A 22,870-nucleotide genomic window follows, 5' to 3' on the forward strand; every position below is an offset into this window, starting at 1 on the left:
TCTTGCAAATTTCAAATGTTGCATTCAGCGCCTAGTTATCGAACAGGAAAAGAAAATCCTGATCCTCCTTACAAAAAAAAGAGCAAAAAGCAGTCCGGCCGATAAATTCCGCCAGGCGGACCCGCGGGCTGCTCTTTGCTCTTCGTTTGTCTATGCGCTTACGGTAAAGCTCAGGCTTCCGGAAGCTTCAGTCGATCCAGCGCTGCAGATGCAGCCTGTTGTTCGGCTTCCTTTTTGGAACGTCCTGTACCTCTGCCAAGCCGTTCTTGACCCATATGGACCTCGGAGACAAACTCCCGTTCATGGGCAGGGCCCCGTTCCTCAACAATACGGTATTCCAGAGCTCCCATATTGTGATGCTGAGTGAGTTCCTGCAATTCCGTTTTGTAATCGCTCATCTGCAACTTGCTGCCCAGAACGATCAACGGAAATACATGCTGATCCAGAAATGTCCGGACAGGCGCCAATCCCTGATCCAGATATAATGCACCGATGAAAGATTCAAACACATCCGCTAGCAAAGCCGGTCTAGTTCGTCCTCCCGTCAGTTCCTCACCTTTACCAAGAAGTACATACTGCCCAAAACCCAACGCTTCAGCAAATTTGACGAGGGAAGGCTCACAGACAATGGATGCCCGCAGCTTAGTTAATTCACCTTCCGGCCGGTTAGGAAACAAATGATACAAGTATTCCGACACAGTCAGTTCCAGTACGGCATCGCCCAGAAACTCCAGACGCTCGTTATCCTGATGCTGACTGAACCGGTGTTCGTTTACATAAGAAGCATGGGTAAACGCTTGTTTTAAAAGCTGCCTGTTGTCAAATTTGATTTGAAGTTTGTGTTGTAACTGCTTCAGATCTTCACTCAAACGAACTAGCCCCTTATGCTTCAAATTTTTTGAGAATAATGGTGGCATTGTGACCGCCGAACCCAAATGAATTGGACATGGCAATATTGACTTTAGTTTGACGTGGAACGTTTGGAACATAATCCAAATCACATTCCGGGTCCTGATTTTCCAGGTTGATCGTTGGAGCAAGTGTCTGATGTGTCAGCGACAATCCGCAGATTACGGCTTCCACGCCACCAGCAGCACCAAGCATATGACCTGTCATCGATTTGGTTGAACTCACCGCAAGCTTGTACGCATGATCACCAAACGCTTTTTTGATCGCAAGCGTTTCGGATCTGTCACCTACAGGTGTTGATGTACCATGTGCATTGATATAGTCCACTTCTTCTGGTTCGATACCCGCATTACGAAGAGCCATCTTCATGCAACGAGCTGCTCCATCCGGATCAGGCTCCGTCATGTGATGTGCATCGCCAGTGAGACCGTAACCAATCACTTCGCCATAAATACGAGCACCACGTTTTTGAGCATGTTCTAGGGATTCAAGAATCAGAACACCTGCGCCCTCGCCCATAACAAACCCGTCACGTTCTGTATCAAAAGGACGGCTCGACTTCGCCGGATCATCGTTACGTGTAGACATGGCACGCATTGCGCAGAACCCAGCCAGACCAGTTGGTCTAATGGTAGCTTCCGCACCGCCACAAATCATCGCATCCGCATCACCGTTTGCAATCAGCTTGAAGGAATCTCCAATGGAGTGTGTTCCTGTAGCACATGCCGTTACCACGTTGATGTTAGGACCTTTCGCCCCGAGAGAAATCGACATCTGGCCAGAAGCCATGTTGGATATCATCATCGGAATGAAAAATGGGCTTACGCGTTTAGGACCTTTTTGCAGCAATGCATTATGTTGGTCCTCCCAAGTACCCAATCCACCGATACCCGATCCGATCGACACACCGAAACGCTCTGCATCAATGTTCTCGTCAATTTTCAGACCACTGTCTTCAACGGCCTTGAAACCAGCTGCTACAGCGAACTGAACAAAACGGTCCATTTTACGTGCATCTTTGCGATCCATGTACTCTTCCGGGTTGAAATCCTTGATCTCGGCTGCGATTTGAGTGGTGTATTCACTTACATCAAACGCCTCAATCTGAGAGATTCCGGACTTGCCTGCCATTAAACTGCCCCAGAACGTTTCTAAATCTTTTCCGAGCGATGTCATTACGCCCATTCCGGTAATTACAACTCTTTGTTTCAAACCGACTCACCTCTATATCGACTGCATTACGCAAGTATTTTGTGGGAATATCCGCAAGCAGACGTCTAGCCAAGCAGGACCCGAAGATCCGTTTGACCTGCGCCGCTTGCGGAATGAGAAAAACCAATGAATGATGAGAAGTCCCGCCTGTTCGAAAACAGGTGCGGGACTGAATTGACTTTAGGTATGAGATTGTATGTAGTTTACAACTTCACCTACGGTCGTGATTTTTTCTGCATCTTCATCAGAGATTTCCAAATCGAATTCATCTTCCAATTCCATGACCAATTCCACTACATCCAAAGAATCAGCACCCAAATCTTCTTTGAAAGATGCTTCAAGTGTAACTTCAGCTTCGTCTGCGCCCAAGCGGTCGACGACGATGCGTTTTACACGCTCCAATACATCGGACATCCGGTTCACCTCCTCCTTGGTATTATACGAGAATCGCAGGCAAAATGCCATAGAAGACATATGCGGCTCCCGGCCGGGGAACCCGGCCTTTTTCCGGCATTTCGGATCGTCCAGCGCCTGTTCCCCGACTATTGTTCAAGTCCGGGAAGAATTACATGTACATGCCACCATCAACATGCAGTGTCTGCCCTGTCATATAGGATGAAGCTTCTGAAGCCAGGAACGTAACAACACCGGCGATTTCATCTGGCTGGCCCAGACGGGACAACGGAATACCGTTCAACATGTTGTCCACGATCTCCTGGGACAATTCCTTCGTCATATCGGTCTCAATAAATCCTGGTGCAACGCAGTTAACTGTGATGCCGCGGGAGGCAAGCTCACGTGCGGATGCCTTCGTCAAACCGATGACCCCTGCCTTGGCAGCAACATAGTTTGCTTGTCCAGCATTTCCGAGCACACCCACAACAGAGGAGATATTGATAATTCTACCAGACCGTTGCTTCATCATTGGACGCGTAACCGCCTTAAGACAGTTAAACACCCCTTTGAGATTGGTTTCGATTACCTGATCAAATTCCTCTTCTTTCATACGCATGATCAGATTATCACGGGTAATTCCAGCATTGTTGACAAGAATATCAACATTGCCCCACGCTTCAATCGTTGCTTTAACCATTTGTTCGGCTTCATCCATCTGGCCCACATTCGCTTGAATCGTAATTGCCTGGACACCTTTGGCGCGAATCGCTTCCGCTACTTCCTCAGCTGCCGCTTGACTGCCCGCATAATTCACGGCCACGTTGGCACCTGCCTCGGCCAAAGCGAGTGCAATACTACGCCCGATACCACGGGACGCACCAGTAACGAGCGCATTTTTGCCTTGTAATGGTTTAGACATAATCATTCCTCCTTTCCCCAAATCTAATCATTGTTAATCAAATTAGTGCAGCTGCCGTTGCTTCGAGCGTCTCAAGACTGTTTACATTGTACAGTTTAACGGTTTTATCTGTTTTTTTAATCAAACCTGTTAACACACTGCCAGAGCCAATCTCGATAAAAGTATCTACACCTTGCTCAATAAGCCATGTCACACTGTCTTCCCATAAAACCGGAGAATAGACCTGAGCTGTCAATAAATCCTGAACCTTACCGTCCTCCACAGGTCTTGCAGTCACATTCGCGACTACAGGGACCGCTCCGGGTGAGAACGAAACAGTTTTCAGTTTCTCAGCTAGCTTCTCTGCTGCACCCCTCATTAAGGAAGAATGGAACGGACCACTTACTTCAAGTGTGATGGCACGTTTGCCGCCTGCTTCCTTAACCCGTTCAGCGACAGCAGCTACCCCTTCCTTCACACCGGAAATCACAATTTGTCCCGGACAGTTGATATTAGCAAGTTCAACTGCATGACCACTTTCGGATACGTCCCGGCAAAGCACCCCCAGCGCTTCCCGATCCGCACCCAATACCGCAGCCATCGCACCCTGTCCACCAGGAACAGCCTGTTCCATATATTGACCGCGTGCCCGCACAATGCTTACCGCGTCCGCGAACGAAAGAACGCCCGCCGCGACCAGTGCACTGTATTCACCCAAACTGTGTCCAGCCATATAATCAGGCTGAATTCCTTTTTCTTTAAAAGCCTCAAACAATGCAATACTTGCTGTCAGCAGAGCCGGTTGCGTATTTGATGTCTGTTTCAACTCGGTCTCTGGTCCCTCAAAAACAAGATTGCTCAGCGAGAAACCCAGCGTCTCATCGGCTATACGGAAAATTTCTGTTGCCGCAGGCACAGACTCATATGCGTCCTTGGCCATGCCCACAGTCTGCGATCCCTGTCCGGGAAATACAAATGCTATTTTACCCATCCATTTCATCTCTCCCAGCTGTCTAATTTACCAAACGAGTACCGATGCGCCCCACGTCAAACCGCCACCAAAACCAACCATAAGCACGGTATCTCCGGCTTTCATGCGGCCTTCTTCAGCAGCTTCTACCAAAGCAAGCGGAATGGAGGCTGCAGATGTGTTGGCGTATTTATCCACATTGACTACAACTTTCTCTTCTGGAAGCTCAAGTCGCTGCATTGCAGATTGGATAATCCGAATATTGGCTTGGTGAGGAACAAACAGATCCACGTCCGTACGCTCCAGGCCAGCCTTGCGCAGTACTTCGATTGTCGCTGTACCCATCACCCGTACTGCAAATTTAAACACTTCACGGCCATTCATGTAAATGTAATGTTTTTTGTTCTCAACTGTTTCTACGGATGCAGGCAGACGGGAACCGCCGCCCTCCATTTGAAGCAGGCTTCCACCCGCACCTTCAGCTCCGAGATCGAATGATTTAAATCCACGGCCTTCCGGCACTTCACCAACGATAACCGCGCCCGCTCCGTCGCCAAACAGCACACAGGTATTACGGTCGGTATAGTCAGTAATACGAGACAAACAATCTGCACCAATAACAAGTGCATTGTTGTACATGCCGCTTTGGATAAAGCTCGTTGCTGTTGCCAGACCGTATACAAATCCGGAGCAGGCAGCAGACAAGTCAAATGCCGCAGCGCCCTTGGCACCAAGTTTATCTTGCAAAATACAAGCAGTAGAAGGGAATGAAGAATCCGGTGTAATAGTTGCCACAATAATCAGATCAAGATCACTGCCAGTCATGCCAGCAGATTCAAGTGCTTTAATAGCTGCCTCGTATGCCAGGTCCGAAGTCGCCTGATCCGGTGCAGCGATGTGACGTTCCTTGATTCCTGTACGACTGACAATCCACTCATCATTCGTATCGACCATTTTCTCCAAATCGCTGTTTGTCAAAATTTTCTCAGGTACATATTTACCTGTACCGATAACCCCTACCGGGCGCAAATTATTCATGTCGTCACTCACTTCCCGCTAATTTCCTTAGATATGCTCTCCACCAGCTGGTTCTGTACTGCAATCCGTGCTTGACGCACAGCATTTTTGATGGCATTGCCATCAGCCGATCCATGACTTTTCACCACAAGTCTGCTCAAACCGAGGAGTGGTGCACCACCATGCTCGGTATAATCCAGTTTCCGCTTCAAACCGCGCAGCTCAGGCATGAGCACAGCAGCAGCCAGTTTGCTTTTGAGCGACGATGAGAATTGTTCCTTAAGCAGAGCGAAAATGGCACCCGCTGTGCCTTCGAGGGATTTGAGCAATATATTCCCGGCAAATCCATCACATACAAGTACATCACATGCGCCTGTAAGCACGTCACGGGCCTCTACGTTACCAACAAAACGAATTGGAAGTTGCTCGAGCAATGGATAAGCATGTTTGGTTAACTCATTCCCCTTACCAGGCTCCGTTCCCACATTGAGCAGACCCACTCTTGGTGACGCGATTCCCTGCACTTTTTGCCGATACAAGCTTCCCATCAGACCATATTGTGCGAGGTGCTCCGGTTTGGCATCCATATTCGCGCCGAGATCAAGTGCAAGTACACCCACATCATCGATCGTTGGAATCATGGGCGCAAGCGCCGGGCGCTCAATACCTTCCATACGGCCTACCACCAGCAAGCCGGCTGTCATCAGCGCTCCGGTATTGCCCGCTGAGATCATGGCGTCTGCTTCGCCTTCCTTAAGCATACGACCTGCAACCACCATGGAGGCATCCTTCTTGCGACGGACTGCCTTCACCGGTTCGTCATCCGAACCGATCACTTCGGAAGCATGCCGAATAGTCAGATTAGCAGGTTTGGCACCTGACTGACTCAGAAGAGGTTCCAGCTTGGCTTCATCGCCGACCAGGACGATCTGTGTATCCGCCCATTCCGTTGCCGCGGCGATCGCACCTTCTACTGTTGCCGCAGGTGCGTTATCGCCTCCCATGGCATCAATGACGATTTTCATCCCAAATGACCTCCTTCTACGCTGTCTTCTCCACCTGAACGGTAGATTACAAAGTTGCCTTGAAACACCATTTCTTCACCCACATATGTGAATACTTCCACTTTGGCTTTGCCCTTTTGACCCGAGATCGATCTCACATAAGCCTTCGCAATACATTTCTCAGACAAATGGACCGAACGGACAAAACGAATGTCTGCGGAAGCCGTCAGTGCAATCTCGTCATTAATAACGGCTACAGCCAATGAGTTGGCCTGTGCAAAAACATAGTGTCCCCGAGCAATGCCCGTTCTCGAAAATACGTGTTCTTCCTTAATCTCAAACAAGGAGATCCCACTCTTGTCCAGCTGCAAGTCCACAATATCACCGATAATCTCATGCAGGGGCAAGGAGCGCACCTGATCATAGGAACGCTCCGCCATCAGTTTCATCCGCTCCCGAAGCTCGGGAATCCCAAGCTCCAGTCTGTCGAGACGAATCGTCTGAATACTCACCTTCAATTGGCGTGTAAGTTCCTGATCCGTCACAAACGGGTTGTCTTCGATCATTTTGGTTAACTGCTGCTGCCTCTGTCTCTTCGGTACACGTTCGATGCCTGACACCCCCCGCTGTATCGTTTAAGGAACCGCCTAATCCGGTCAGTTCAATATATTCTTTCACGTTGCTTCTATAGTTGCATCCCTGTTCAGCAGGGTCGTTCTCACACATATTATGGTTCATGTTTATGTAACGTCAAATCTTAGAACCTGGTACTAAACTATAGTATATCTCATCCCGTGTCAAAAAGAAAGGCTGGCTGAACAAAAACAATCCTGCCTTGCGGAGCCTGGCTTCACAGTCCTGAATACAACCCTAATGAGCCTTACTAAAATATCAAATACGTATATTGAACTTTATTCAAGAAGATAGAGTACAGGTAGAAAGGGTCTTTTTTGCGATGCTATAGTCTAAAAAAAGTAGCACCTCATCGAAATGAAGTGCTACTTGATGTCTAGCTATTATTGAGAGATGATCTCTCTTGCTTTGTACGTTCCGCACACTTTGCACACGTGGTGACTAAGTTTAAGTTCGCCACATTGTTCACATTTCACCATGCCCGGTACAGCCAATTTAAAGTGAGTGCGACGTTTGTCGCGACGCGTCTTGGACGTTCTCCGTTGAGGTACTGCCATTATTCCCACCTCCTTATCAAAATCAACCTTTGCAGGTAGTTGTTACAATGTTCGATTTTCACTCATGCTCATTTAAAAAAATCCTTGAGCCCTGCAAGCCGCGGATCGATAACTTGGTTATCACAACCGCAGTCACCTTCGTTCAGCTCATGGCCACACTTGGGGCATAACCCTTTGCATGTATCGCTGCATAGCGGTATAAACGGAAGATCCAGCAGAAAAGCTTCCTCGGCATAACCTTTCAGATCAACGCTCTCTCCATCCACGTAGAAAGTATCGTCGTCTTCAGGCAATTCCTCTGGCTGTTTCCCCTGCTTGAATTGCTCATGAAAATCAATATGAAAATGTTCATTAATCGGCTTAAGACATCGGGAGCATAACATGTCCACTCCTACTGTCAGTTTGCCATGAACATCCACAACGTCGCCCTCTCTGTATTCTGCAGATAAATCCGCAGTCAGCGGGGTAACGGCTGTGATATCCTGTCGGTTAGAAACCAGTTCCTTGATATCCCACTGTTCATTAAACTGCAGGGGTCGGTCACTGGTAGCCACTTTGCGAAATGGCATTAACATTTCCCATCACTCCAAACGAAACCAATCTCATAATTAAAGTTAAACGCCTTACGACAGTTATACAGGTCAAGCCTGACTCTTGCAACACATCATATTCCTGACTGTATGTATTCTGACGATTCCTCGTTAAAAGTATTATGAAATTGACTTAACAAACAAAAATCATTATACCGATTTTTCAAGACGTTTGTCAACACTTTTAACTTTACACCCTTTTTTAAAAATGACGATCCTAATCCGCTTTCGATCTCTGATACATTATAGGCTTACTAAAAGTTAAACTACAAGTCATGCATTTTGAAGGTAGGTTCGGGCTATATCGACGAAAAGGATTCTTTTCTTTTTCGGGTGTACACTGCGATGTGATTTGAACAAAGGTATACCCATGTCCTATTATGGAACAAGATGAGCTCGGATATAATCGGGCTAGGAGTAAAGGATTGAACCGCAATTGAATATTTAACGAAAGGAGCGCGTTCTCATATGAAAGCCGTTGGCGTCATTGTTGAATATAACCCTTTACATAACGGACATGTCTATCATCTAAGCGAAGCCAGACGGCTCAGTGGAGCAGACGTTGTTGTAGCTGTGATGAGCGGCCCTTTCCTCCAGCGCGGCGAACCCGCCATCGTGGGCAAAAGGGCACGGACTGAGATGGCGCTGCATGCTGGCGCCGATCTTGTAATTGAACTGCCGGTTGCCTATGCTGTACAACCGGCCGAGTGGTTCGCCTATGGTGCGGTGTCTCTGCTGCACCGCACAGGCGTTGTGGACTCGCTATGCTTTGGCAGCGAGTCCGGCGACCTGGACAGCCTGCAGCGCATTGCGCGCGTGCTGGCTGTGGAGCCCGCAGGGCTGCGCGAAGATATCGCGCGCCGCCTGCGGGAAGGCGCCAGCTACCCCGCCGCATACGCAGGTGCGGCGGCAGCGCTGGCGCCTGGCGGCGTCGATGCGAACGACGCCGCTGCACTGCTGGGGCAGCCCAACAATTCGCTTGGGCTGCATTACCTGATCGCGCTGCAGCGGCTGGGCAGCGCGATCAGGCCCTTTACGGCGGCGCGTACCGGTGCCGCGTATCATGATGCGACGCCCGGACCGGGGGCGATCGCCAGTGCAACTGCCGTCCGCCGCCTGCTGATGACGGACGGGCCCGAAGCCGCCGCGCCATACGTGCCGGCGGCAACCCTTGCCATTCTGCAGCACGAATGGCAGGAAGGGCGCGCTCCCGTGCACTGGGAGCGCTTTGCACAGCCGCTGCTGCACATCGCGGCCACACGCCGTGCCTCCGAACTGGAGCAGATCGCCGAGGTCACGGAAGGACTCGAACACAGGCTGAGCCGTACACTTGCTCAACTCCCGGAGCCTTCAGTCGATGCGTTGCTGAACGCACTCAAAACGAAACGGTACACACGCACAAAACTACAGCGCATGCTGACCCATATCCTGCTGAATCATACCAAGGCCGAATGTTCGTCCGAGAAGCTGGCTGAAGGGCCCGCATATCTTCGAGTGCTTGGGTTTAATGCACAAGGACAGGGCCTGTTGAAACAGATGAAAAAGACGGCTTCTTTGCCCGTTCTGCTGAAACCATCAACCTTTGTCCATAATCAGTTGGAGCTGGATGTACAGGCTCAGGCAGCATATACACTCGCCTGCGAACACACCGATACACGTATGATGTACAGCGACTACTATGACCCGCCTGTGAGGCTCTAACTCTACGTTCAGTCCTATCCAAAGCTGGTTCAACATAAACGATTTCGAAACACAAGTTCAATATATCGACTCACAAGCTTTTGCTGGAGCCAACGCTTAACCATCGATTGATGCAATCCTGATCTATTATTATAAAATCGATCGGACTCTCGTTGATCATGCGTTATTTTATATCGATCACTCACACAAAATCCCCCTATTGCACACCGATTCGGCATCGTTGCAATAGGGGGATTTTACATCATCCTGGTATTCTTTTAGTCATGCTAATCACAAATAAGGATCGTTTTAGGATTTGACAGACAAGGTTTTCAGATAAGCCAGCGCATCATCCACCGTGCTGACAGGAATAAGTTTCATTTTGGTACCAATCTGTTCAGCCTTGGCTTCAGCTTCTTTATAATTGTCCTTCGGCACAAAGAAAAACTCTGCTTCTTTCCGATCTGCCGCAACAATTTTGTGCACAACGCCACCAATAGCGCCAACCACACCTTCTTTGTTAATGGTGCCTGTGCCAGCAATCCGGTGACCTTTCGTCAAATCTCCTGGGGTCAACTGATTGTAAATTTCCAGGGTGAACATCAGTCCGGCAGATGGACCACCTACCTGAGTATCCGTAAAGGATATCTGTTTATCCGGATCTTCTGCTTTCACTTTCTGAACCGCTCCGATCATGACACCCAGTGCCGGGCGAACTTCACCCGTTTTGCTATCTTTCACTTCAATAAGTTGAACGTCGCGGCTGATCGTTTCTCCGCCTCGCTCCAATTGCATCTCAACCGTATCTCCGACCTTTTTGTTCTTTAACTGCTCAGACAGCACCGTATTGTCCGGAGTTGCCGTTCCGTTTACACCCAAAATAATATCACCGGGCTCAATATCTCCCTTAGGCTTGGGATCCTCAGACAACCCAAATACAAAAATATGCTCAGGAACAATGGAGTATTTCACTCCCGCCTGCTCATAAGCTGCCTCCATGGCCGAGGATTGTGAATCACTCATGAACCAGACCTGTTCGGCAGAATATTCCGCTTCACTTTTGCCGCGCAGCCGATCTTCTTTTTTATCCACTTGAGCATTTCGATTAAACAAGGAGGTTCCTAGCAAAAACACATTGGCGTATGTTGCCGACACTGTCGTCATCATAAAAACTCCGCGTTCTTCCTTATCCCCCTCTTTCACGGTAACCATGGGTTTTACTTCGTCGGCACTACCAGGCATATAAATGATATATGGCGTTGGCATATACACCGCAACATAGACGACCAGAGCCACCACGATCACAAAGATCGAAGCTCTGAATCCGCCAGATTTCCGAATCTGATTCATTGCATGAGCCCCCGTTCTTTGCGTATCTTTCAATAATTATAAGTCTAACACTCTCATGCTTTTGCATACAATGGTACAGGCCGGATAGGCCGCTGTTTACAGTCGCTTATCCGGTCAAGGCCGAAGCGTCCACGGACGTCATTCGGCCGTCCACAACTAATCCTGGCCGAGTGTATGCGGCACGATCCATATGAGGTGAAACAATGACAATGCAGAGCGAAGTTACGGGCTCTGGACCGTTACGAACGGTACTTATGAGTACAGGCGCTTTATTGCTGGTAATTGCAGTAGTTGTATCTCCGAAAGATGCATTCGATGCCTCTATTCAAGGTTTGGATATCTGGTGGAAAATCATCTTTCCAGCCATGCTTCCATTCCTGATGTTATCCCAAATGCTGACTGCATTCGGCTTTACCCACGCACTTGGCGTCTTATTAGGGCCATTAATGCAGCGCTGGTTCCGTCTACCAGGCAAAGCCGGACTGGCCATTGTTGTCGGCATGTGTGGCGGCTTTCCGGCAGGAGCAGATTCCGCCTCCCGCTTAGTGCAGGATCAACAAATTACCGCCAAACAGGCGGGTATTGTCGCAGCAGCATCTCATTTCGCCAATCCATTGATGATTATACTTGTCATCGGTGCAGCTTTTCTTCATCAGCCTGCTGCCGGATATTTCCTTCTGATTGTTCACTGGGTTAGTGGCTGGATTGCCAGCATGATCGGAGTACGACTCCTACCCAAGGAATTAAAAGGAAAAAAATCCTCAACTGCAACCCCTTCTTCGTATAAACGACGGAGCCTATGGTCACAAATGATGCTTGCAGCGCGTGAAGCCCAGGAACGTGACGGACGCGGGTTCGGCAAATTGCTTGGTGACACGGTCTCCCAAGCTGTGCAAACCTTAATGATGACCGGAGGATATATGATTGTGTTTGCCGTGTTTGTTCGGCTGCTCACCCTCTATATCACCCCCGGTACTTCAGTTGCTTTTTGGCCCTCACTTCTGGAACTGCATCTCGGAACTTATCATCTGAGTCAGAGCCCACTGACACCCGTTCTGCTAATGTCTTTGCTTGCAGCTGTTCTCGGCTGGGGAGGTCTATGCTCTCATCTGCAAGTCTCCGCCGTGCTGAAAGCTGCTGGTCTTGCCGCAACATCCATGTTGTATTTTGCCGGAATCCGCCTGCTTCAAGCATTGGTTGCATTTTTCATCAGCTTGCTGCTGTGGCTGCCTTTCAGCCGTTACAACTCAGAAGTCTGGGCCACGTTTCAGAACAATCCGGGCAATGGTTTGACACCTTTCCTAACCAAGCAGTCCCTGGTTGGCATGAATACCTCCGACATCATCGATGCCGTCTGGATTGGTTTCCCTGCTGCCTGTATGGGTCTGGCATTGCTGCTCACCGTCATGATCTGCCTATCCGGGCTGACCTTTTGGTTTAACCGCCGGTTTTCTCGCTAATTTTCTGACGCAACGCAGCTTCCACTTCAGGTGAGACCAGATCGGTGACATCTCCATGGTAGTGGGCAATTTCCTTGACGATGCTGGAGCTCAGATAAGAATATTTCGGATTGGTCATCATAAAAATGGTTTCCGCATCCGGATTTAACTTGCTGTTCGTCGAGGCCAGCTGAAGCTCATATTCAAAATCTGTCACCGAGCGGATACCACGGACAATGACCTGAGCATCTTTTTGCCGTACATAATTTGCCGTCAGATCACGGAAGCTGTCCACCTCCACATTAGACAGATGACTCGTGACTTCCGTAATAAGACTCTTGCGTTCTTCCACCGTAAATAATGGATTTTTGCTCATATTATTCAATACAGCCACGATGACGCGATCGAACTGCTTCGACGCCCGGGCAATAATGTCCAAATGGCCCATAGTTACGGGATCAAAACTGCCTGGATATACGGCAATTCGTTCCTGACGATGTATCATTTCACTCATGAGGAGCCTCCTCTTCCGCTGTGCTAGGTTCTCCATCTTCTGTTGTTGCAGCAGGTGCATAATAATAGATGGATACAGCTGTCTCCCCATACAATGCCTTGCGCGTTTGTTCAAACGGGCCGAATTGCTCAGGGTAACTATATTTGGATTCATATTCAAGCACGATGGTCGCTTCCGGTTCAAGCAGATCCAGTTCATGCATTGTAAGCATTAACTCGTCCCCATTTTTCATACGGTAGGGCGGATCAAGAAATACGAGATCAAATTTTGTGCTTCGCTTGGCGAGCGCCTTCAATGCACGACTGGCATCATTCCGATATATAGCCGCCTGATCTTCCAGCTTGGTTGCTTTCAGATTTGCACGGATCACTTCAATACTTTTCGATTCCAAGTCAACAAAAACAGCCTTGTCCATGCCGCGGCTCAGTGCCTCAATACCGAGACCACCACTGCCTGCAAACAGATCCAATGCTGTACCGCCCTCAAAATACGGGCCAATCATACTAAACAACGCTTCCTTCACCTTGTCGGTGGTCGGCCGCGTCCCTGTGCCAGGAACAGCCTTCAGCGGTCTGCCTTTCGCACTCCCAGATACCACTCTCACTGATGAGTCACCTTTTCTCTCTATGTAAGTTTATTGATAAAGCTATCGTACCACAATCGGGTTCAGTTTGAAAAAACTACTCAGTATAATACAGCATATAGTATTTAAATTTTAAGTGATTTTTGTAAGAATAGAATAAAAAAAGTATAAAAACACCAAAATAATCCAAGGAATTTATTTACAAAAAAATATATACGAAATATAATCAATTTAACAGATTCTTAGATAGGCTAAAAATTAGTGAAGAATTTACAATTGTAATGTACTTGTCTTTATCAAATACATAGTAAATTTATGATCTATCATTAAATACTTTAGCTTAGGTCCCAGCAATCTGAAAAACAAATATGGAAGGAAGAGTTAATTTGAAAAAAGCCCTTATTTCTTTAGTATTAATTATGTCAATTTCATCGACTACTGTGTCTGCAAGTCAAAGTGATTTATCAAATACTTCTCCCAGCAATTCTTATGAAGATTTGCAACGTTCCAAAGATAATAACTACATTATAAAAAATGATCCCCAAGATGTAGCTAAATCAAGAATTATTAAAGATAGTACAGTCGTCTCTCCATACGCTGAAAACCCTGGGGTAGGTGCCACAAGAGTTAACTTGGTCACTTACGGATCATACGCGGTTCTTGAAGAACAGGATAAACAATCTGGCATATTCGAAACTATTAAAAATAATGCAATGTGGATCATTGGAAACTTTGTAAAAACAACTGTAGGGACTGTTGTTTACAATGTTGTAGATTTATTGATAGATAATATTGATGTTAAGCAGTATGCTACCGCTAAAACATTAGTGGGTTATTCGTATCCAACCAAACAAGGACAAGTCTGGTATAACAATACTTGGAATACTTTGTTCGAAACAACAAATAGAAATACGTATAAATATTACTATGCTTTATTCTGGAATACAAATCACGTTCAAAGACAAGACACAAAAGACTTTACTCCAGATAAGGGTTTTAGCCCAGAACGCATTCAAAAATCTACAAATTACGATAATAATCAGTATATACTAAATAAAGCTAATACTAACTATTTGCAAGGTAAGAAATATACATCTGAGGAGTGGAATTGATTTTTAGCAAATTATAATAAACTTTGGAGGACAACTTGAATGACTCATCGTGTTTTAGTCTGCATATTATTTGTTGTTCTACTTTTTACCGCCTCTGCTTGTACTCAATCAGAGTCAACGAATCAATTACAAAAAAGAACCGACTCAGCTACACTCCAGACTGAGAAAGAAGATTTAGATCAAAGATTAGAAAATGATCAAAAATCTTTTCTTGAATTCAAAGAAAAATTGTATTCCCTCAGCGCTACTGTTACCTTATCTAAGGAAAAGGATGCTTTTCGGATTAAATATGAAATATTAATGGATGACGTACAATCCGAATTCAAGAACGTTATTCAATCTTTTACGTTAAGCCCCAGTATGGTGAACTATGTTGATACTCCAGATTTAATAAATACTAATGCTCATAATGAAATAGTGACCGACCTGAAACCCAATGAGTATCCAGTGGGATTGAGTCTAAGCCGGGCTTATGTTCTAAAACCCGCAAATGATTGGTCCGTCAACAACCCTTCATATCTTGAAGACATGTATATTAAAATATCTTACGGGCCTGATGATAAACGTACAGAGGATTACTGGCATATTCGTGCTGTACCATCACCAGAATTAACCCAATACCTCAGTTCAAAAAAATAATAATTTAACGATGCAACATGTATAAAAAGGAAACTTTCCGGCCATCCTGTAATTATCGACATCACAAGTGTCGTAGACAACCGCGGAGAAGACTTACGTTTCCCCATAAGCTCTTCGTCCGGTTTCTCCTCTCCCATGAAAGGGGCTCTCGAAAGAGGGCCCCGAATTTGTTTTCATAATCCCTTATGTACCAAGGGTTTTCCCTTTGTATTAAATTATATAAAACCTTAATTCCGCTTAGTTGTTGACGGATTGTTGACGGACTCACGAAATGAGTCTATTTTTTGATTTTTACAGTCAATTTCTTATCACTTAAGTACGTGATCTCTCTATACATTTTATCTGCTTCTTTTCGAGGCAGTGAAGCCTTCAATATATCTACGATGGCTGTGTGATCTTCCGATGTTTTATCCATGCCTTGCATCTCCTCGCTGATTGGTCAGGTGTTTACCTAAATTTTCCGGCATGATATAATGTGCCGAATCTTATTTTTCTCTTGCTTAAGAAGGAGCTCTCTATCATGGAAGCAATCCGTGGGAGATGCTTACTTCAATATTGGCTTGACCACCGCAAAATGACTCAAGCCGAATTCGCACGCCGAACAGGTTGGTCCAAAAGGATGGTCTCGTTTATCGCAACGGGCCGGAGTCCGATGAATGCAGAAGCGATGTATGTGGCTTCTTTGATCTTGGATATACGAATGGAACAACTGTACGAGTGGGAAATTAAGAAGTAAGTCGCGGTTTTGCCGCGCTCCCCCGGGGTATTTGAGTACTATAATAGTACCTAACCTTACATCAAGTCCTCTCACCTTCCTTTCTTTCCTTATCTAACTCCTCCTAGTTTAATTAAATAACATATTCCATAAGTTGTAAAAGGTTTTTCCCCGGGCGAATTTTGGCGTTTCGACAACAAATTTCGACAGACATAAGCATCGTTTTATGCTTATATTATAATCGTAAAAAAAATAGCCGCCGTGGCGACTATCTCCCAAATCCAAAGAGTCTCTTTTTACTAGTAATCCGAGAACTACATCTATTTTCAAGCTGTGTAAACTCCTTTAGAATTCGCGCGAACTTATCTTTCCCCAGAGTACACTTCTTCGATTTCTTGGTTGGTTCATCTTCAAAATAAGCCAACATCAGGTCCATGTCCACACACGCGATACTATCTACATTTATTAAACAACCTCTATCCGCCATACGGAATCTGTAGCCACTTGAATTCAAGAAGTCTTCCAAAAACGTTAATGTAGCCACATAAAAGTAAATATTCTTTTCTGTATGGACAACAACTCTGTAGTCGTCATTCTCCAAATGAGTGATCTCTCTGATTGGCACATTAGTTCCGCCAGTCTTACCGTTTCGATCTTTAGAAACCGATAAAGAAACTAACTCATACACAAAATCACCTCATAACATCCACTATTTTTCCAACAATTCTTTAGGTGTGTCGCCTTGATATATAAAAAGCACGCTCGCAGGTGTAACGATAAGCGCAGCGAGTGAAGCTAGTCCAGTAGCAAGTCCGTATAGGTACCCTTTTTTCATCTTTTCACCTCCTTCAAATTAATAAGTGTTATACACTGTACGAAAAATGTTACTGCTAATATAGACGACATGAACAAAAAGTTTGTTGCTATTAATATTATCGACAGGAATTTTAATTTTGGATAGTGTTTCTGGTCTATCTTAGATTGTTTTTCTATCCTGGAAGGTGCAAATAAGTATGCAAGCAATATGCTCAGGGAGTTAAGTGAGAAAACAGCCCAGTCCGATATGTCGATAAACGAAATTGCAGTGAACAATGCCGTTGTTACAACAACACATTTATCGCCTGACTTTAAATGAATACCTCCTGATACAACGCGCAGCAAGGCAAACGAAACAATAATAACGCATACTTCTTTGAAGCGACCCGTCCATAGACCAATTGAAATCGTTAGAAGAATAATAGCAACTGTATTTATCAAAACAGCGATTGTGAAACGAAAAACAGCAATTGATGCTGGGTGATCCGGAACACGTTTTTTTAAACCGACGGCCAAACGTTGGGATATATTCTCAATCATTCAAAGCTCCTATCCTTCATAACTGAAAAGTAAAGCAGATATCCGAGCGTCACTGCGAATAACAGGACCAACAACATTAGATTATTTACGTAAAGAACAAATGAAATAATACATAAAAACAAGACCATCAGAATACTTGTGATAATTTCTTCAAGTTTAAATTTCATCTTTTCAAATGGTACAGATATGCCGTACCCGAGCTTATACGGTACTACTCCCACTATAAACACGACAATAGCTGTTGCAGTTTGAAGCGCATAGCCGTTGGATACAGTAGATTGCGCGGCCTCTATAGAACCAAAAAGGATAAAAGTTAGCGCGGCCTGGATTAATCCAAACCCCGCAAAGCCTGCGAGAGTGACGATAAGCGATCCGATCAGCGGAATTTTAACAACGACAGCATAATAGAAGACAAAGATTAGAATATTTATTAAAGGAACGTAGTTGGCTAGTGATAATTCATTCCGCAAAATGAAACTATCAAGGTTCATTAAGAAAATCACGATTAGCGCCGACCCAGCATATTTGAAAGGTTTGTACCTAAAAATATACATACTGAGTAGGAACCAAGAGAACGCTTCTAGTGTAGAAAAAAACATAAATCCAAACGCTTCCTGCATTATTGCTACACCGCCCCAAGAGATAATAACTTATATAGTCATTATATAGGAGCATGTGGCAATTCCATAGCCAAATTCATACAATTTTCAGGTGTTAGCTGAAATTATTTCTGCGATTGAAATTTCCCTTTCATCATCTTCTAACAACAGGTTGACCTTATTCATTCGTTGGTTGATCCCTACGACAACTCCACTAACTGGTTCGTCGTAAAATGGGTTAAACACCACCAGATCCACACTCACTTTTTCGTTGTAAGATTCGGCTAAAGCACGAACGATTTCCTCAATGGCCTGTTCATCCAGAACCGGTTTTCCCTTGCGCTGCTGTTCTCTTTCCTGGTGCAGCATTGCCTCTCTATGTTCCGGCATAATCATCCTGGATGTCTCATACAACCCGTTATCTTTCAGCCTGCTACGCATGGCAAACGCCTCCTTAGTATTCGGTCCAGTAATCGATGTTGCCAGTTGGTGGAGTACGATCCACCTTAGGTCGTTCGCCCTCACGCTCCCAGCCTTCCAAAATGACGATATTAGCTGTGTCTGACTTGTCTTCCCAATGTATGTATTCCGCATCCACAAGAGCGTCCAGAGCAGCCATGACATCCGGTTTATGTTTACCTGTTTTAACCGTTAGTTCATGGATTGTTGGAAACCTGCGCCGCCCGCCTTTGTAGTTATATAAGATCCGAAGGATCTTTCGTTGATAATCCGTCAACACGTAAACCACCTCGGATTTATTATATACGAATGTATGTTCGTTATTCAACAAAAAAAAGCTCCATAGGCATTCAAAAACCATGGAGCTTTTTTTAAATTATCTTATTTTTTTTGAATCTGCCCTATTCGATGGTTTGCGTTACAACTCCTATGCCCTATAAGATATTTTGCACACCTAATAGATTACTCAGTTGTTTTTGCAAAACCTTTCTAAAATTCCTTATGTCTGACAGCATCTCATCTGCTTTATTAGTATTAACAGCGCTCAAATCTGAAGTTTCTACTAGTATGGTTGCAGACAATAACAACATTTCTTCGATGGTTTCTAGAATTTCTTGTTCAAAATAAATACTTACACCTGCGTAGTAAGTAGCAAAAGAAGCTAATACCTCATCTATTTCGTTTACGTCCGACAATTTATATTCATTTCCGTTTCCTAATCTTCCAAGCTCGTAGGTTACTTTTGTAACATAAGAAAACAATTCCTTTATAATTTCTGAACGATCATTATGTAATTTACTATTTCTTATTTGATGTAGCTGTAGTTCTCTTTGTATTTCAGATTTATATTGCTCTACTGATTTGTTTAACTCGGATTTATGTGACTCGACATTTTTAGTTAACCAGCTAGAAAATATAGATTTAGCAAGCCAGCTAGCCCCAGCAACAATAACAGCGGTTTGTCCTATCTCAGTGATAACTTCTGACACTACACCCATCATATCACCATCCCCAAGAAAAATAATGGGACTGCCAACATCATGCCAGCAGTCCCGTTTACCGATGCTCTCGGATTTGATTGCAATATTACCACAATTATCCTTTCTGAACAACATTGTTTAGCAACCTACTGACTACTACAGCCATTTCTTCGCGAGTGATCTGCGCTCCTGGTCTTGTGCCATCGAAATAACCTTTCTTCGTCACTTCTTCCCAAACTGTCTCAGCCCATTTGCTTGGCACGTTAATATCCCTCTCTTGCGTCAATGGCTTTCCCTCCTTCGAATCCTTTGTGTTAAATAGATCCAGTTCGGCCTGTCTGCGCCGCACCAGACCCTTCAGAACTGTTCCGCTCGACTTGTTATACTTGGTGATGACGTCTGCAATCTGCGCTATTGTACGTCCGTTACAGAGTGACTTGAGATTCCCTGGACCTGTGTTGTAGCAAAAGCTAGTGAGAGCATCAAATTGATTTTGCGTGAGCTTGTCCGTAACCGGAACGTAAGATGGGTTATTTACATATGCCTCGTATTTAGCCAGGTCAGTAATTAGCATGGCGTCAGCCTGCGCCTGTGTGATCTTCTGTCCTTGTTTTACGTCCTCCCCATAATGCCCCCAACCGATTGTCCAATACTTTTCAGTTTGTACTGGCTTGTACGCTGTGAGTTTGCATCCTTCAAACAATTTAATCAGAGCAATTCCTGTATTAGATATTTTACGCATGATTTAAAACACCCCATTCTTTATATTAGACTGCTGGTTTTTGAGTCGTATCATCTTGCGGTGGATCTGGTAGGTTTGGATTAGTAGGCACTTCGCTTTTCGATTCAAAGATTTTAACTGCATTACGAAGGACATCAGGCATCGGGACACCCATACGTCCTAAGTTTTCCGTTATAGACAACAGCTCGTTTGCTAAATAGAAGAAGATAACAGCATCTTGAATGAGCCCTGTTCCTCCGGTCACGATAATATCAACAAAATGTGAAATGGTGATCACCAGAAAAATAGCTGCTTTCCGAGCAATCCCTTCAAAGCCTACTCGGCTACGCAGCTCATGTTTGATCCAGGCCGCTGCCCAACCAGTCACCCAATCTACAACAACAAATATCAGTAGTATATTAATCAAAATTCCCCAGCCTCCAAAGAGGTATCCCGCGCCAGCCCCCATAGCAGCAGATACCATTTTAATGACATTAGACATCCCCTCTTGCATAGCGAACCCCCACTTTCTCTTTCTATTTATCTGTATCTTTATCTGAAACCAATCCCGCTAAGGCATCGCCTACCAACTGATCTACAGCCTGCAAAAGCTCTTCCTGCTTTTCTGCTGGAACCATTCCAAGAAACAATGAAATTATTTCGGCAATCTCTTCAACTGGCCGTGAAATATCAGCCGTTATCACTACTTGATGTGTCGCCTTCAATGTCTCACCTCCTTTCGGGCATAAAAAAAGAGCCCGTGGGTAACGGACTCATTGTGTGGGTAATATGTTATTTGATTGCTGCCAAAGCAGCTTCCGCTAAAGCTATATCAGCTTTTGTTGAAGCGATCCTTTCATCATAACCAGCGAGCTGGGCCTCGCGCTCTTTGATTAAAGCGTCATCCGCCCCAACTGATTTTAAACGATTAACCTCAGCTGCTACCTCGTCACGCTCTTTTAAATTTGGAGCAAGCATACGATCCTTCAATATTGACAATGTTTCTTCCAAGCTCGCCTTTGATCGGCCAGCATATTTATTTTCAGAGACTTGCGAGGATGAAGTATTATCATCCAGTTCAGCAGGTTCCTGGCTAGTCGTTACTGTGATGGTTTTTCCACTCACTTTTATATCAGCCCCTAATGCTTCAGATATTCCACGGACGGGAATATTAGCTTTTCCGTCAATGATAGCACCTTTATCCGATAAAGCCTTTCCATCAACTATTACCGAATATTCCCCGGTTACTTTCTTTCCAACCATAGACTTAATTGTCTCGGCAAATGCCCCGGATGATGTCGAAAGGACAAATCCGATTAAAACCCCACCGACTAAGTACGCTACTTTTTTCATAAATGTATCCTCCGCTTAATGGTATATGGTTCATTTTTCCTATAATACCATTACGCCGATGAAGTTGGGAAGGTTCCTCCCCAGTTTGAAGCGCCTGATAAGCCGTGATTGTGTGTTGGCAATGTTACGGAGTGGGTATGACCGATTGGTGATTTTCCGCTTAATGAATTCCAAATTGAATCCAACTCAGCGCGCAGCCCTGAAATATTCCCGATGCTTAGATTCAATCCAGTAACGGTGCTGTTAAATGCCACTGTGCTACGGAATTCAGCAGGACCAGCAACGATTGGTGCGCCTTGTAACCTTATTGGGTTACCTGTATTGTTCGATCCGAGGAATAAGTCATTAGCAAAGATGGTCAGCTGACCCGAGTTTTGATATGAATTAATCTCCCCCGCAAAAGCTCCAGCCGAACCGTAAAATGAAATCGCAGCAATTTCATCGTTGGAACCAGTAGTGATTCGTATCCGGTTTCTGTTATTCCCATCGTATGTTCGAAAACCGTTTATATCCTGTTCAATTCTCCGCCCATTGGCTGCCGTTCGGATCAATGCCCCTGTAATTGTTCCGCCTTCGATCTCGTTTCCTATAATCTTCGATGCTTTAATTACAGAGGTGAGCATCTCAGAATTTTCTATTTCCCCGGTCAACTTAATGGACCGTGCCACTACATTGCCCTGCATATCCACACGAAACGGCGCTTGGTTGTAATCTGCATGACCAGAGCTGATTCCCTGTGTGTTGATTTTGGTGACCAGGTTCCCGCTGCCGATGACCATAGAAACGAAATCCCCGAGAACGCCCCTTATAGCCTCCGCCACAATGCCCTGCGCTGTAATGGCGACCCTTGCAGTTATTCCCCGGTCTGTTGTGAGCATTAGCCCGTCAGACGTCAGAATGACCTGATTCCGTGCGTCTGTTTGGCTTTGCAGCACAATACCCCGCTGATCGTAAATGATTTGTGTCTTGGAATTATTGATATCAATAACAGCCTGCTTGGCGAATGTCTCAAACACATCCGTTCGGATCTTACCGCCAGATAGCAAGTCATTCATGATCCGTTTGGATCGTTCCAGGTCGGCAATGATGTCGTCATAATCCTGAACCTTGAAGTTGGCCAGAACTACCTGAGTATGCTTGTCCATCGAAAATGGATACTCCGTCATTTCCATGACCCGCATTTC

Annotated in this window: 30 protein-coding genes and 1 pseudogene; 5 read left to right on the top strand and 26 right to left on the bottom strand. The window is 45.4% G+C overall.

The annotated features are described in order from the left end of the window. Window positions 1-170 precede the first annotated feature (170 nt). The 10 genes from rnc to HP548_RS08290 all read right to left on the bottom strand — a co-directional run bounded on the left by rnc (window position 171) and on the right by HP548_RS08290 (window position 8,171). Window positions 171-869: a ribonuclease III gene (gene rnc, locus HP548_RS08245; protein WP_024630178.1), complete on the bottom strand. Its 699-nt coding sequence runs from the start codon at window positions 867-869 to the stop codon at window positions 171-173. Between the two features lie 13 nt (window positions 870-882). Continuing rightward, window positions 883-2,121 carry a beta-ketoacyl-ACP synthase II gene (fabF, locus tag HP548_RS08250; protein WP_024630177.1) on the bottom strand — a complete coding sequence of 413 codons (1,239 nt, stop codon included), beginning with the start codon at window positions 2,119-2,121 and terminating at the stop codon, window positions 883-885. A gap of 180 nt (window positions 2,122-2,301) precedes the next feature. Next, a complete protein-coding gene (acpP, locus tag HP548_RS08255; protein ID WP_024630176.1) occupies window positions 2,302-2,535 on the bottom strand; it encodes an acyl carrier protein in 234 nt (77 codons plus the stop codon). A 151-nt stretch (window positions 2,536-2,686) separates the two neighbouring features. Beyond that, entirely contained in the window at window positions 2,687-3,436 is a 750-nt protein-coding gene (gene fabG, locus HP548_RS08260) for a 3-oxoacyl-[acyl-carrier-protein] reductase (protein ID WP_063564667.1), read from the bottom strand. Between the two features lie 37 nt (window positions 3,437-3,473). After that, complete coding sequence (gene fabD / locus HP548_RS08265; protein ID WP_175381364.1) at window positions 3,474-4,406, bottom strand: ACP S-malonyltransferase; 933 nt, start codon at window positions 4,404-4,406, stop codon at window positions 3,474-3,476. Window positions 4,407-4,433: 27 nt separating this feature from the next. Further along, window positions 4,434-5,423, bottom strand: a complete 990-nt coding sequence (locus HP548_RS08270; RefSeq protein WP_063564927.1) for a beta-ketoacyl-ACP synthase III — start codon at window positions 5,421-5,423, stop codon at window positions 4,434-4,436. A gap of 8 nt (window positions 5,424-5,431) precedes the next feature. Continuing rightward, window positions 5,432-6,427, bottom strand: coding sequence for a phosphate acyltransferase PlsX (gene plsX, locus HP548_RS08275; RefSeq protein WP_064639094.1), 996 nt, complete (start codon window positions 6,425-6,427; stop codon window positions 5,432-5,434). Further along, on the bottom strand, window positions 6,424-6,972 hold the full coding sequence (gene fapR, locus HP548_RS08280) for a transcription factor FapR (RefSeq protein WP_205525006.1): 549 nt from the start codon (window positions 6,970-6,972) through the stop codon (window positions 6,424-6,426). Before fapR ends, plsX begins: the two co-directional genes overlap by 4 nt. Before the next feature lie 450 nt (window positions 6,973-7,422). Then, window positions 7,423-7,596: a 50S ribosomal protein L32 gene (gene rpmF, locus HP548_RS08285; RefSeq protein WP_017689233.1), complete on the bottom strand. Its 174-nt coding sequence runs from the start codon at window positions 7,594-7,596 to the stop codon at window positions 7,423-7,425. Window positions 7,597-7,664: 68 nt separating this feature from the next. Continuing rightward, window positions 7,665-8,171, bottom strand: a complete 507-nt coding sequence (locus HP548_RS08290) for a YceD family protein (RefSeq protein ID WP_076289478.1) — start codon at window positions 8,169-8,171, stop codon at window positions 7,665-7,667. Between the two features lie 483 nt (window positions 8,172-8,654). On the opposite strand from HP548_RS08290, the gene HP548_RS08295 reads away from it, so the two are divergent. Further along, window positions 8,655-9,887 (top strand): nucleotidyltransferase, encoded by a 1,233-nt coding sequence (locus tag HP548_RS08295; RefSeq protein WP_175381365.1) that lies wholly within the window; start codon window positions 8,655-8,657, stop codon window positions 9,885-9,887. Between the two features lie 288 nt (window positions 9,888-10,175). Here the strand turns inward: HP548_RS08295 and HP548_RS08300 are convergent, their stop codons facing one another. Continuing rightward, window positions 10,176-11,216, bottom strand: coding sequence for a SepM family pheromone-processing serine protease (locus HP548_RS08300; RefSeq protein WP_076289476.1), 1,041 nt, complete (start codon window positions 11,214-11,216; stop codon window positions 10,176-10,178). Between the two features lie 203 nt (window positions 11,217-11,419). Here HP548_RS08300 and HP548_RS08305 point away from each other — a divergent pair, with 203 nt between their 5' ends. Continuing rightward, entirely contained in the window at window positions 11,420-12,676 is a 1,257-nt protein-coding gene (locus HP548_RS08305; protein WP_175381366.1) for a nucleoside recognition domain-containing protein, read from the top strand. Here the strand turns inward: HP548_RS08305 and coaD are convergent. Both coaD and rsmD read right to left on the bottom strand, forming a co-directional pair. Continuing rightward, the gene (gene coaD / locus HP548_RS08310) at window positions 12,654-13,160 is read right to left on the bottom strand and encodes a pantetheine-phosphate adenylyltransferase (protein WP_099853707.1); all 507 of its coding nucleotides are present in this window, start codon (window positions 13,158-13,160) and stop codon (window positions 12,654-12,656) included. The two genes, HP548_RS08305 and coaD, sit on opposite strands and share 23 nt — an antisense overlap. 1 nt (window position 13,161) lies before the next feature. Beyond that, on the bottom strand, window positions 13,162-13,773 hold the full coding sequence (rsmD, locus tag HP548_RS08315) for a 16S rRNA (guanine(966)-N(2))-methyltransferase RsmD (RefSeq protein WP_175381367.1): 612 nt from the start codon (window positions 13,771-13,773) through the stop codon (window positions 13,162-13,164). 365 nt (window positions 13,774-14,138) lie between these two features. On the opposite strand from rsmD, the gene HP548_RS08320 reads away from it, so the two are divergent. Then, window positions 14,139-14,864, top strand: coding sequence for a hypothetical protein (locus HP548_RS08320; RefSeq protein ID WP_175381368.1), 726 nt, complete (start codon window positions 14,139-14,141; stop codon window positions 14,862-14,864). Window positions 14,865-14,903: 39 nt separating this feature from the next. Beyond that, a complete protein-coding gene (locus tag HP548_RS08325) occupies window positions 14,904-15,503 on the top strand; it encodes a hypothetical protein (protein WP_175381369.1) in 600 nt (199 codons plus the stop codon). A gap of 277 nt (window positions 15,504-15,780) precedes the next feature. Here HP548_RS08325 and HP548_RS08330 read toward each other — a convergent pair whose 3' ends face one another. Then, the gene (locus HP548_RS08330; RefSeq protein ID WP_175381370.1) at window positions 15,781-15,918 is read right to left on the bottom strand and encodes a hypothetical protein; all 138 of its coding nucleotides are present in this window, start codon (window positions 15,916-15,918) and stop codon (window positions 15,781-15,783) included. A gap of 105 nt (window positions 15,919-16,023) precedes the next feature. Here HP548_RS08330 and HP548_RS08335 point away from each other — a divergent pair, with 105 nt between their 5' ends. After that, a complete protein-coding gene (locus HP548_RS08335; protein ID WP_217504646.1) occupies window positions 16,024-16,239 on the top strand; it encodes a helix-turn-helix domain-containing protein in 216 nt (71 codons plus the stop codon). A gap of 247 nt (window positions 16,240-16,486) precedes the next feature. Here HP548_RS08335 and HP548_RS34075 read toward each other — a convergent pair whose 3' ends face one another. The 12 genes and pseudogenes from HP548_RS34075 to HP548_RS08395 all read right to left on the bottom strand — a co-directional run. Next, the gene (locus HP548_RS34075) at window positions 16,487-16,906 is read right to left on the bottom strand and encodes a LytTR family transcriptional regulator DNA-binding domain-containing protein (protein ID WP_175381371.1); all 420 of its coding nucleotides are present in this window, start codon (window positions 16,904-16,906) and stop codon (window positions 16,487-16,489) included. 21 nt (window positions 16,907-16,927) lie between these two features. Beyond that, window positions 16,928-17,053 carry an AgrD family cyclic lactone autoinducer peptide gene (locus tag HP548_RS08345; RefSeq protein WP_079694709.1) on the bottom strand — a complete coding sequence of 42 codons (126 nt, stop codon included), beginning with the start codon at window positions 17,051-17,053 and terminating at the stop codon, window positions 16,928-16,930. Beyond that, a complete protein-coding gene (locus HP548_RS08350; protein WP_175381372.1) occupies window positions 17,050-17,574 on the bottom strand; it encodes an accessory gene regulator ArgB-like protein in 525 nt (174 codons plus the stop codon). The genes HP548_RS08345 and HP548_RS08350 overlap by 4 nt, the downstream gene beginning before the upstream one ends. Further along, window positions 17,571-18,194, bottom strand: coding sequence for a hypothetical protein (locus tag HP548_RS08355; RefSeq protein WP_097115751.1), 624 nt, complete (start codon window positions 18,192-18,194; stop codon window positions 17,571-17,573). The genes HP548_RS08350 and HP548_RS08355 overlap by 4 nt, the downstream gene beginning before the upstream one ends. Before the next feature lie 87 nt (window positions 18,195-18,281). Beyond that, a complete protein-coding gene (locus HP548_RS08360) occupies window positions 18,282-18,614 on the bottom strand; it encodes a YolD-like family protein (protein WP_175381374.1) in 333 nt (110 codons plus the stop codon). Between the two features lie 13 nt (window positions 18,615-18,627). Further along, window positions 18,628-18,912 (bottom strand): LexA family transcriptional regulator, encoded by a 285-nt coding sequence (locus HP548_RS08365; RefSeq protein WP_175381394.1) that lies wholly within the window; start codon window positions 18,910-18,912, stop codon window positions 18,628-18,630. A gap of 154 nt (window positions 18,913-19,066) precedes the next feature. Beyond that, on the bottom strand, window positions 19,067-19,747 hold the full coding sequence (locus HP548_RS08370; protein ID WP_175381375.1) for a hypothetical protein: 681 nt from the start codon (window positions 19,745-19,747) through the stop codon (window positions 19,067-19,069). Next, window positions 19,728-20,354 carry a lysozyme gene (locus tag HP548_RS08375; RefSeq protein ID WP_217504648.1) on the bottom strand — a complete coding sequence of 209 codons (627 nt, stop codon included), beginning with the start codon at window positions 20,352-20,354 and terminating at the stop codon, window positions 19,728-19,730. The genes HP548_RS08370 and HP548_RS08375 overlap by 20 nt, the downstream gene beginning before the upstream one ends. Window positions 20,355-20,379: 25 nt before the next feature. Beyond that, complete coding sequence (locus tag HP548_RS08380; RefSeq protein ID WP_175381376.1) at window positions 20,380-20,847, bottom strand: phage holin family protein; 468 nt, start codon at window positions 20,845-20,847, stop codon at window positions 20,380-20,382. Window positions 20,848-20,869: 22 nt separating this feature from the next. Next, window positions 20,870-21,058: a hypothetical protein gene (locus HP548_RS08385; RefSeq protein ID WP_175381377.1), complete on the bottom strand. Its 189-nt coding sequence runs from the start codon at window positions 21,056-21,058 to the stop codon at window positions 20,870-20,872. Window positions 21,059-21,125: 67 nt separating this feature from the next. Continuing rightward, window positions 21,126-21,686, bottom strand: coding sequence for a stalk domain-containing protein (locus HP548_RS08390; RefSeq protein ID WP_175381378.1), 561 nt, complete (start codon window positions 21,684-21,686; stop codon window positions 21,126-21,128). Between the two features lie 50 nt (window positions 21,687-21,736). Next, a pseudogene (locus HP548_RS08395) lies at window positions 21,737-22,870 on the bottom strand (hypothetical protein); the annotation flags it as partial.

The sequence above is a fragment of the Paenibacillus taichungensis genome (assembly GCF_013359905.1).
GTDB classification, from domain to species: domain Bacteria; phylum Bacillota; class Bacilli; order Paenibacillales; family Paenibacillaceae; genus Paenibacillus; species Paenibacillus taichungensis.

Bases quoted from the DNA above. Each gene is read 5' to 3' on its own strand.
- HP548_RS08295 (WP_175381365.1), top strand. From the start codon at position 8,655: ATGAAAGCCGTTGGCGTCATTGTTGAATATAACCCTTTACATAACGGA.
- fapR (WP_205525006.1), bottom strand. From the start codon at position 6,972: ATGATCGAAGACAACCCGTTTGTGACGGATCAGGAACTTACACGCCAA.
- plsX (WP_064639094.1), bottom strand. From the start codon at position 6,427: ATGAAAATCGTCATTGATGCCATGGGAGGCGATAACGCACCTGCGGCA.
- HP548_RS08380 (WP_175381376.1), bottom strand. From the start codon at position 20,847: ATGCAAGAGGGGATGTCTAATGTCATTAAAATGGTATCTGCTGCTATG.
- HP548_RS08290 (WP_076289478.1), bottom strand. From the start codon at position 8,171: ATGTTAATGCCATTTCGCAAAGTGGCTACCAGTGACCGACCCCTGCAG.
- acpP (WP_024630176.1), bottom strand. From the start codon at position 2,535: ATGTCCGATGTATTGGAGCGTGTAAAACGCATCGTCGTCGACCGCTTG.
- coaD (WP_099853707.1), bottom strand. From the start codon at position 13,160: ATGATACATCGTCAGGAACGAATTGCCGTATATCCAGGCAGTTTTGAT.
- HP548_RS08325 (WP_175381369.1), top strand. From the start codon at position 14,904: ATGACTCATCGTGTTTTAGTCTGCATATTATTTGTTGTTCTACTTTTT.
- HP548_RS08305 (WP_175381366.1), top strand. From the start codon at position 11,420: ATGACAATGCAGAGCGAAGTTACGGGCTCTGGACCGTTACGAACGGTA.
- HP548_RS08270 (WP_063564927.1), bottom strand. From the start codon at position 5,423: ATGAATAATTTGCGCCCGGTAGGGGTTATCGGTACAGGTAAATATGTA.
- fabD (WP_175381364.1), bottom strand. From the start codon at position 4,406: ATGGGTAAAATAGCATTTGTATTTCCCGGACAGGGATCGCAGACTGTG.
- HP548_RS08330 (WP_175381370.1), bottom strand. From the start codon at position 15,918: ATGGATAAAACATCGGAAGATCACACAGCCATCGTAGATATATTGAAG.
- HP548_RS08360 (WP_175381374.1), bottom strand. From the start codon at position 18,614: ATGCGTAGCAGGCTGAAAGATAACGGGTTGTATGAGACATCCAGGATG.
- fabG (WP_063564667.1), bottom strand. From the start codon at position 3,436: ATGTCTAAACCATTACAAGGCAAAAATGCGCTCGTTACTGGTGCGTCC.
- HP548_RS08370 (WP_175381375.1), bottom strand. From the start codon at position 19,747: ATGTTGTTCAGAAAGGATAATTGTGGTAATATTGCAATCAAATCCGAG.
- HP548_RS08345 (WP_079694709.1), bottom strand. From the start codon at position 17,053: ATGAAAAAAGGGTACCTATACGGACTTGCTACTGGACTAGCTTCACTC.
- HP548_RS08335 (WP_217504646.1), top strand. From the start codon at position 16,024: ATGGAAGCAATCCGTGGGAGATGCTTACTTCAATATTGGCTTGACCAC.
- HP548_RS08300 (WP_076289476.1), bottom strand. From the start codon at position 11,216: ATGAATCAGATTCGGAAATCTGGCGGATTCAGAGCTTCGATCTTTGTG.
- HP548_RS08355 (WP_097115751.1), bottom strand. From the start codon at position 18,194: ATGCAGGAAGCGTTTGGATTTATGTTTTTTTCTACACTAGAAGCGTTC.
- rpmF (WP_017689233.1), bottom strand. From the start codon at position 7,596: ATGGCAGTACCTCAACGGAGAACGTCCAAGACGCGTCGCGACAAACGT.
- HP548_RS08390 (WP_175381378.1), bottom strand. From the start codon at position 21,686: ATGAAAAAAGTAGCGTACTTAGTCGGTGGGGTTTTAATCGGATTTGTC.
- HP548_RS08350 (WP_175381372.1), bottom strand. From the start codon at position 17,574: ATGATTGAGAATATATCCCAACGTTTGGCCGTCGGTTTAAAAAAACGT.
- HP548_RS08375 (WP_217504648.1), bottom strand. From the start codon at position 20,354: ATGCGTAAAATATCTAATACAGGAATTGCTCTGATTAAATTGTTTGAA.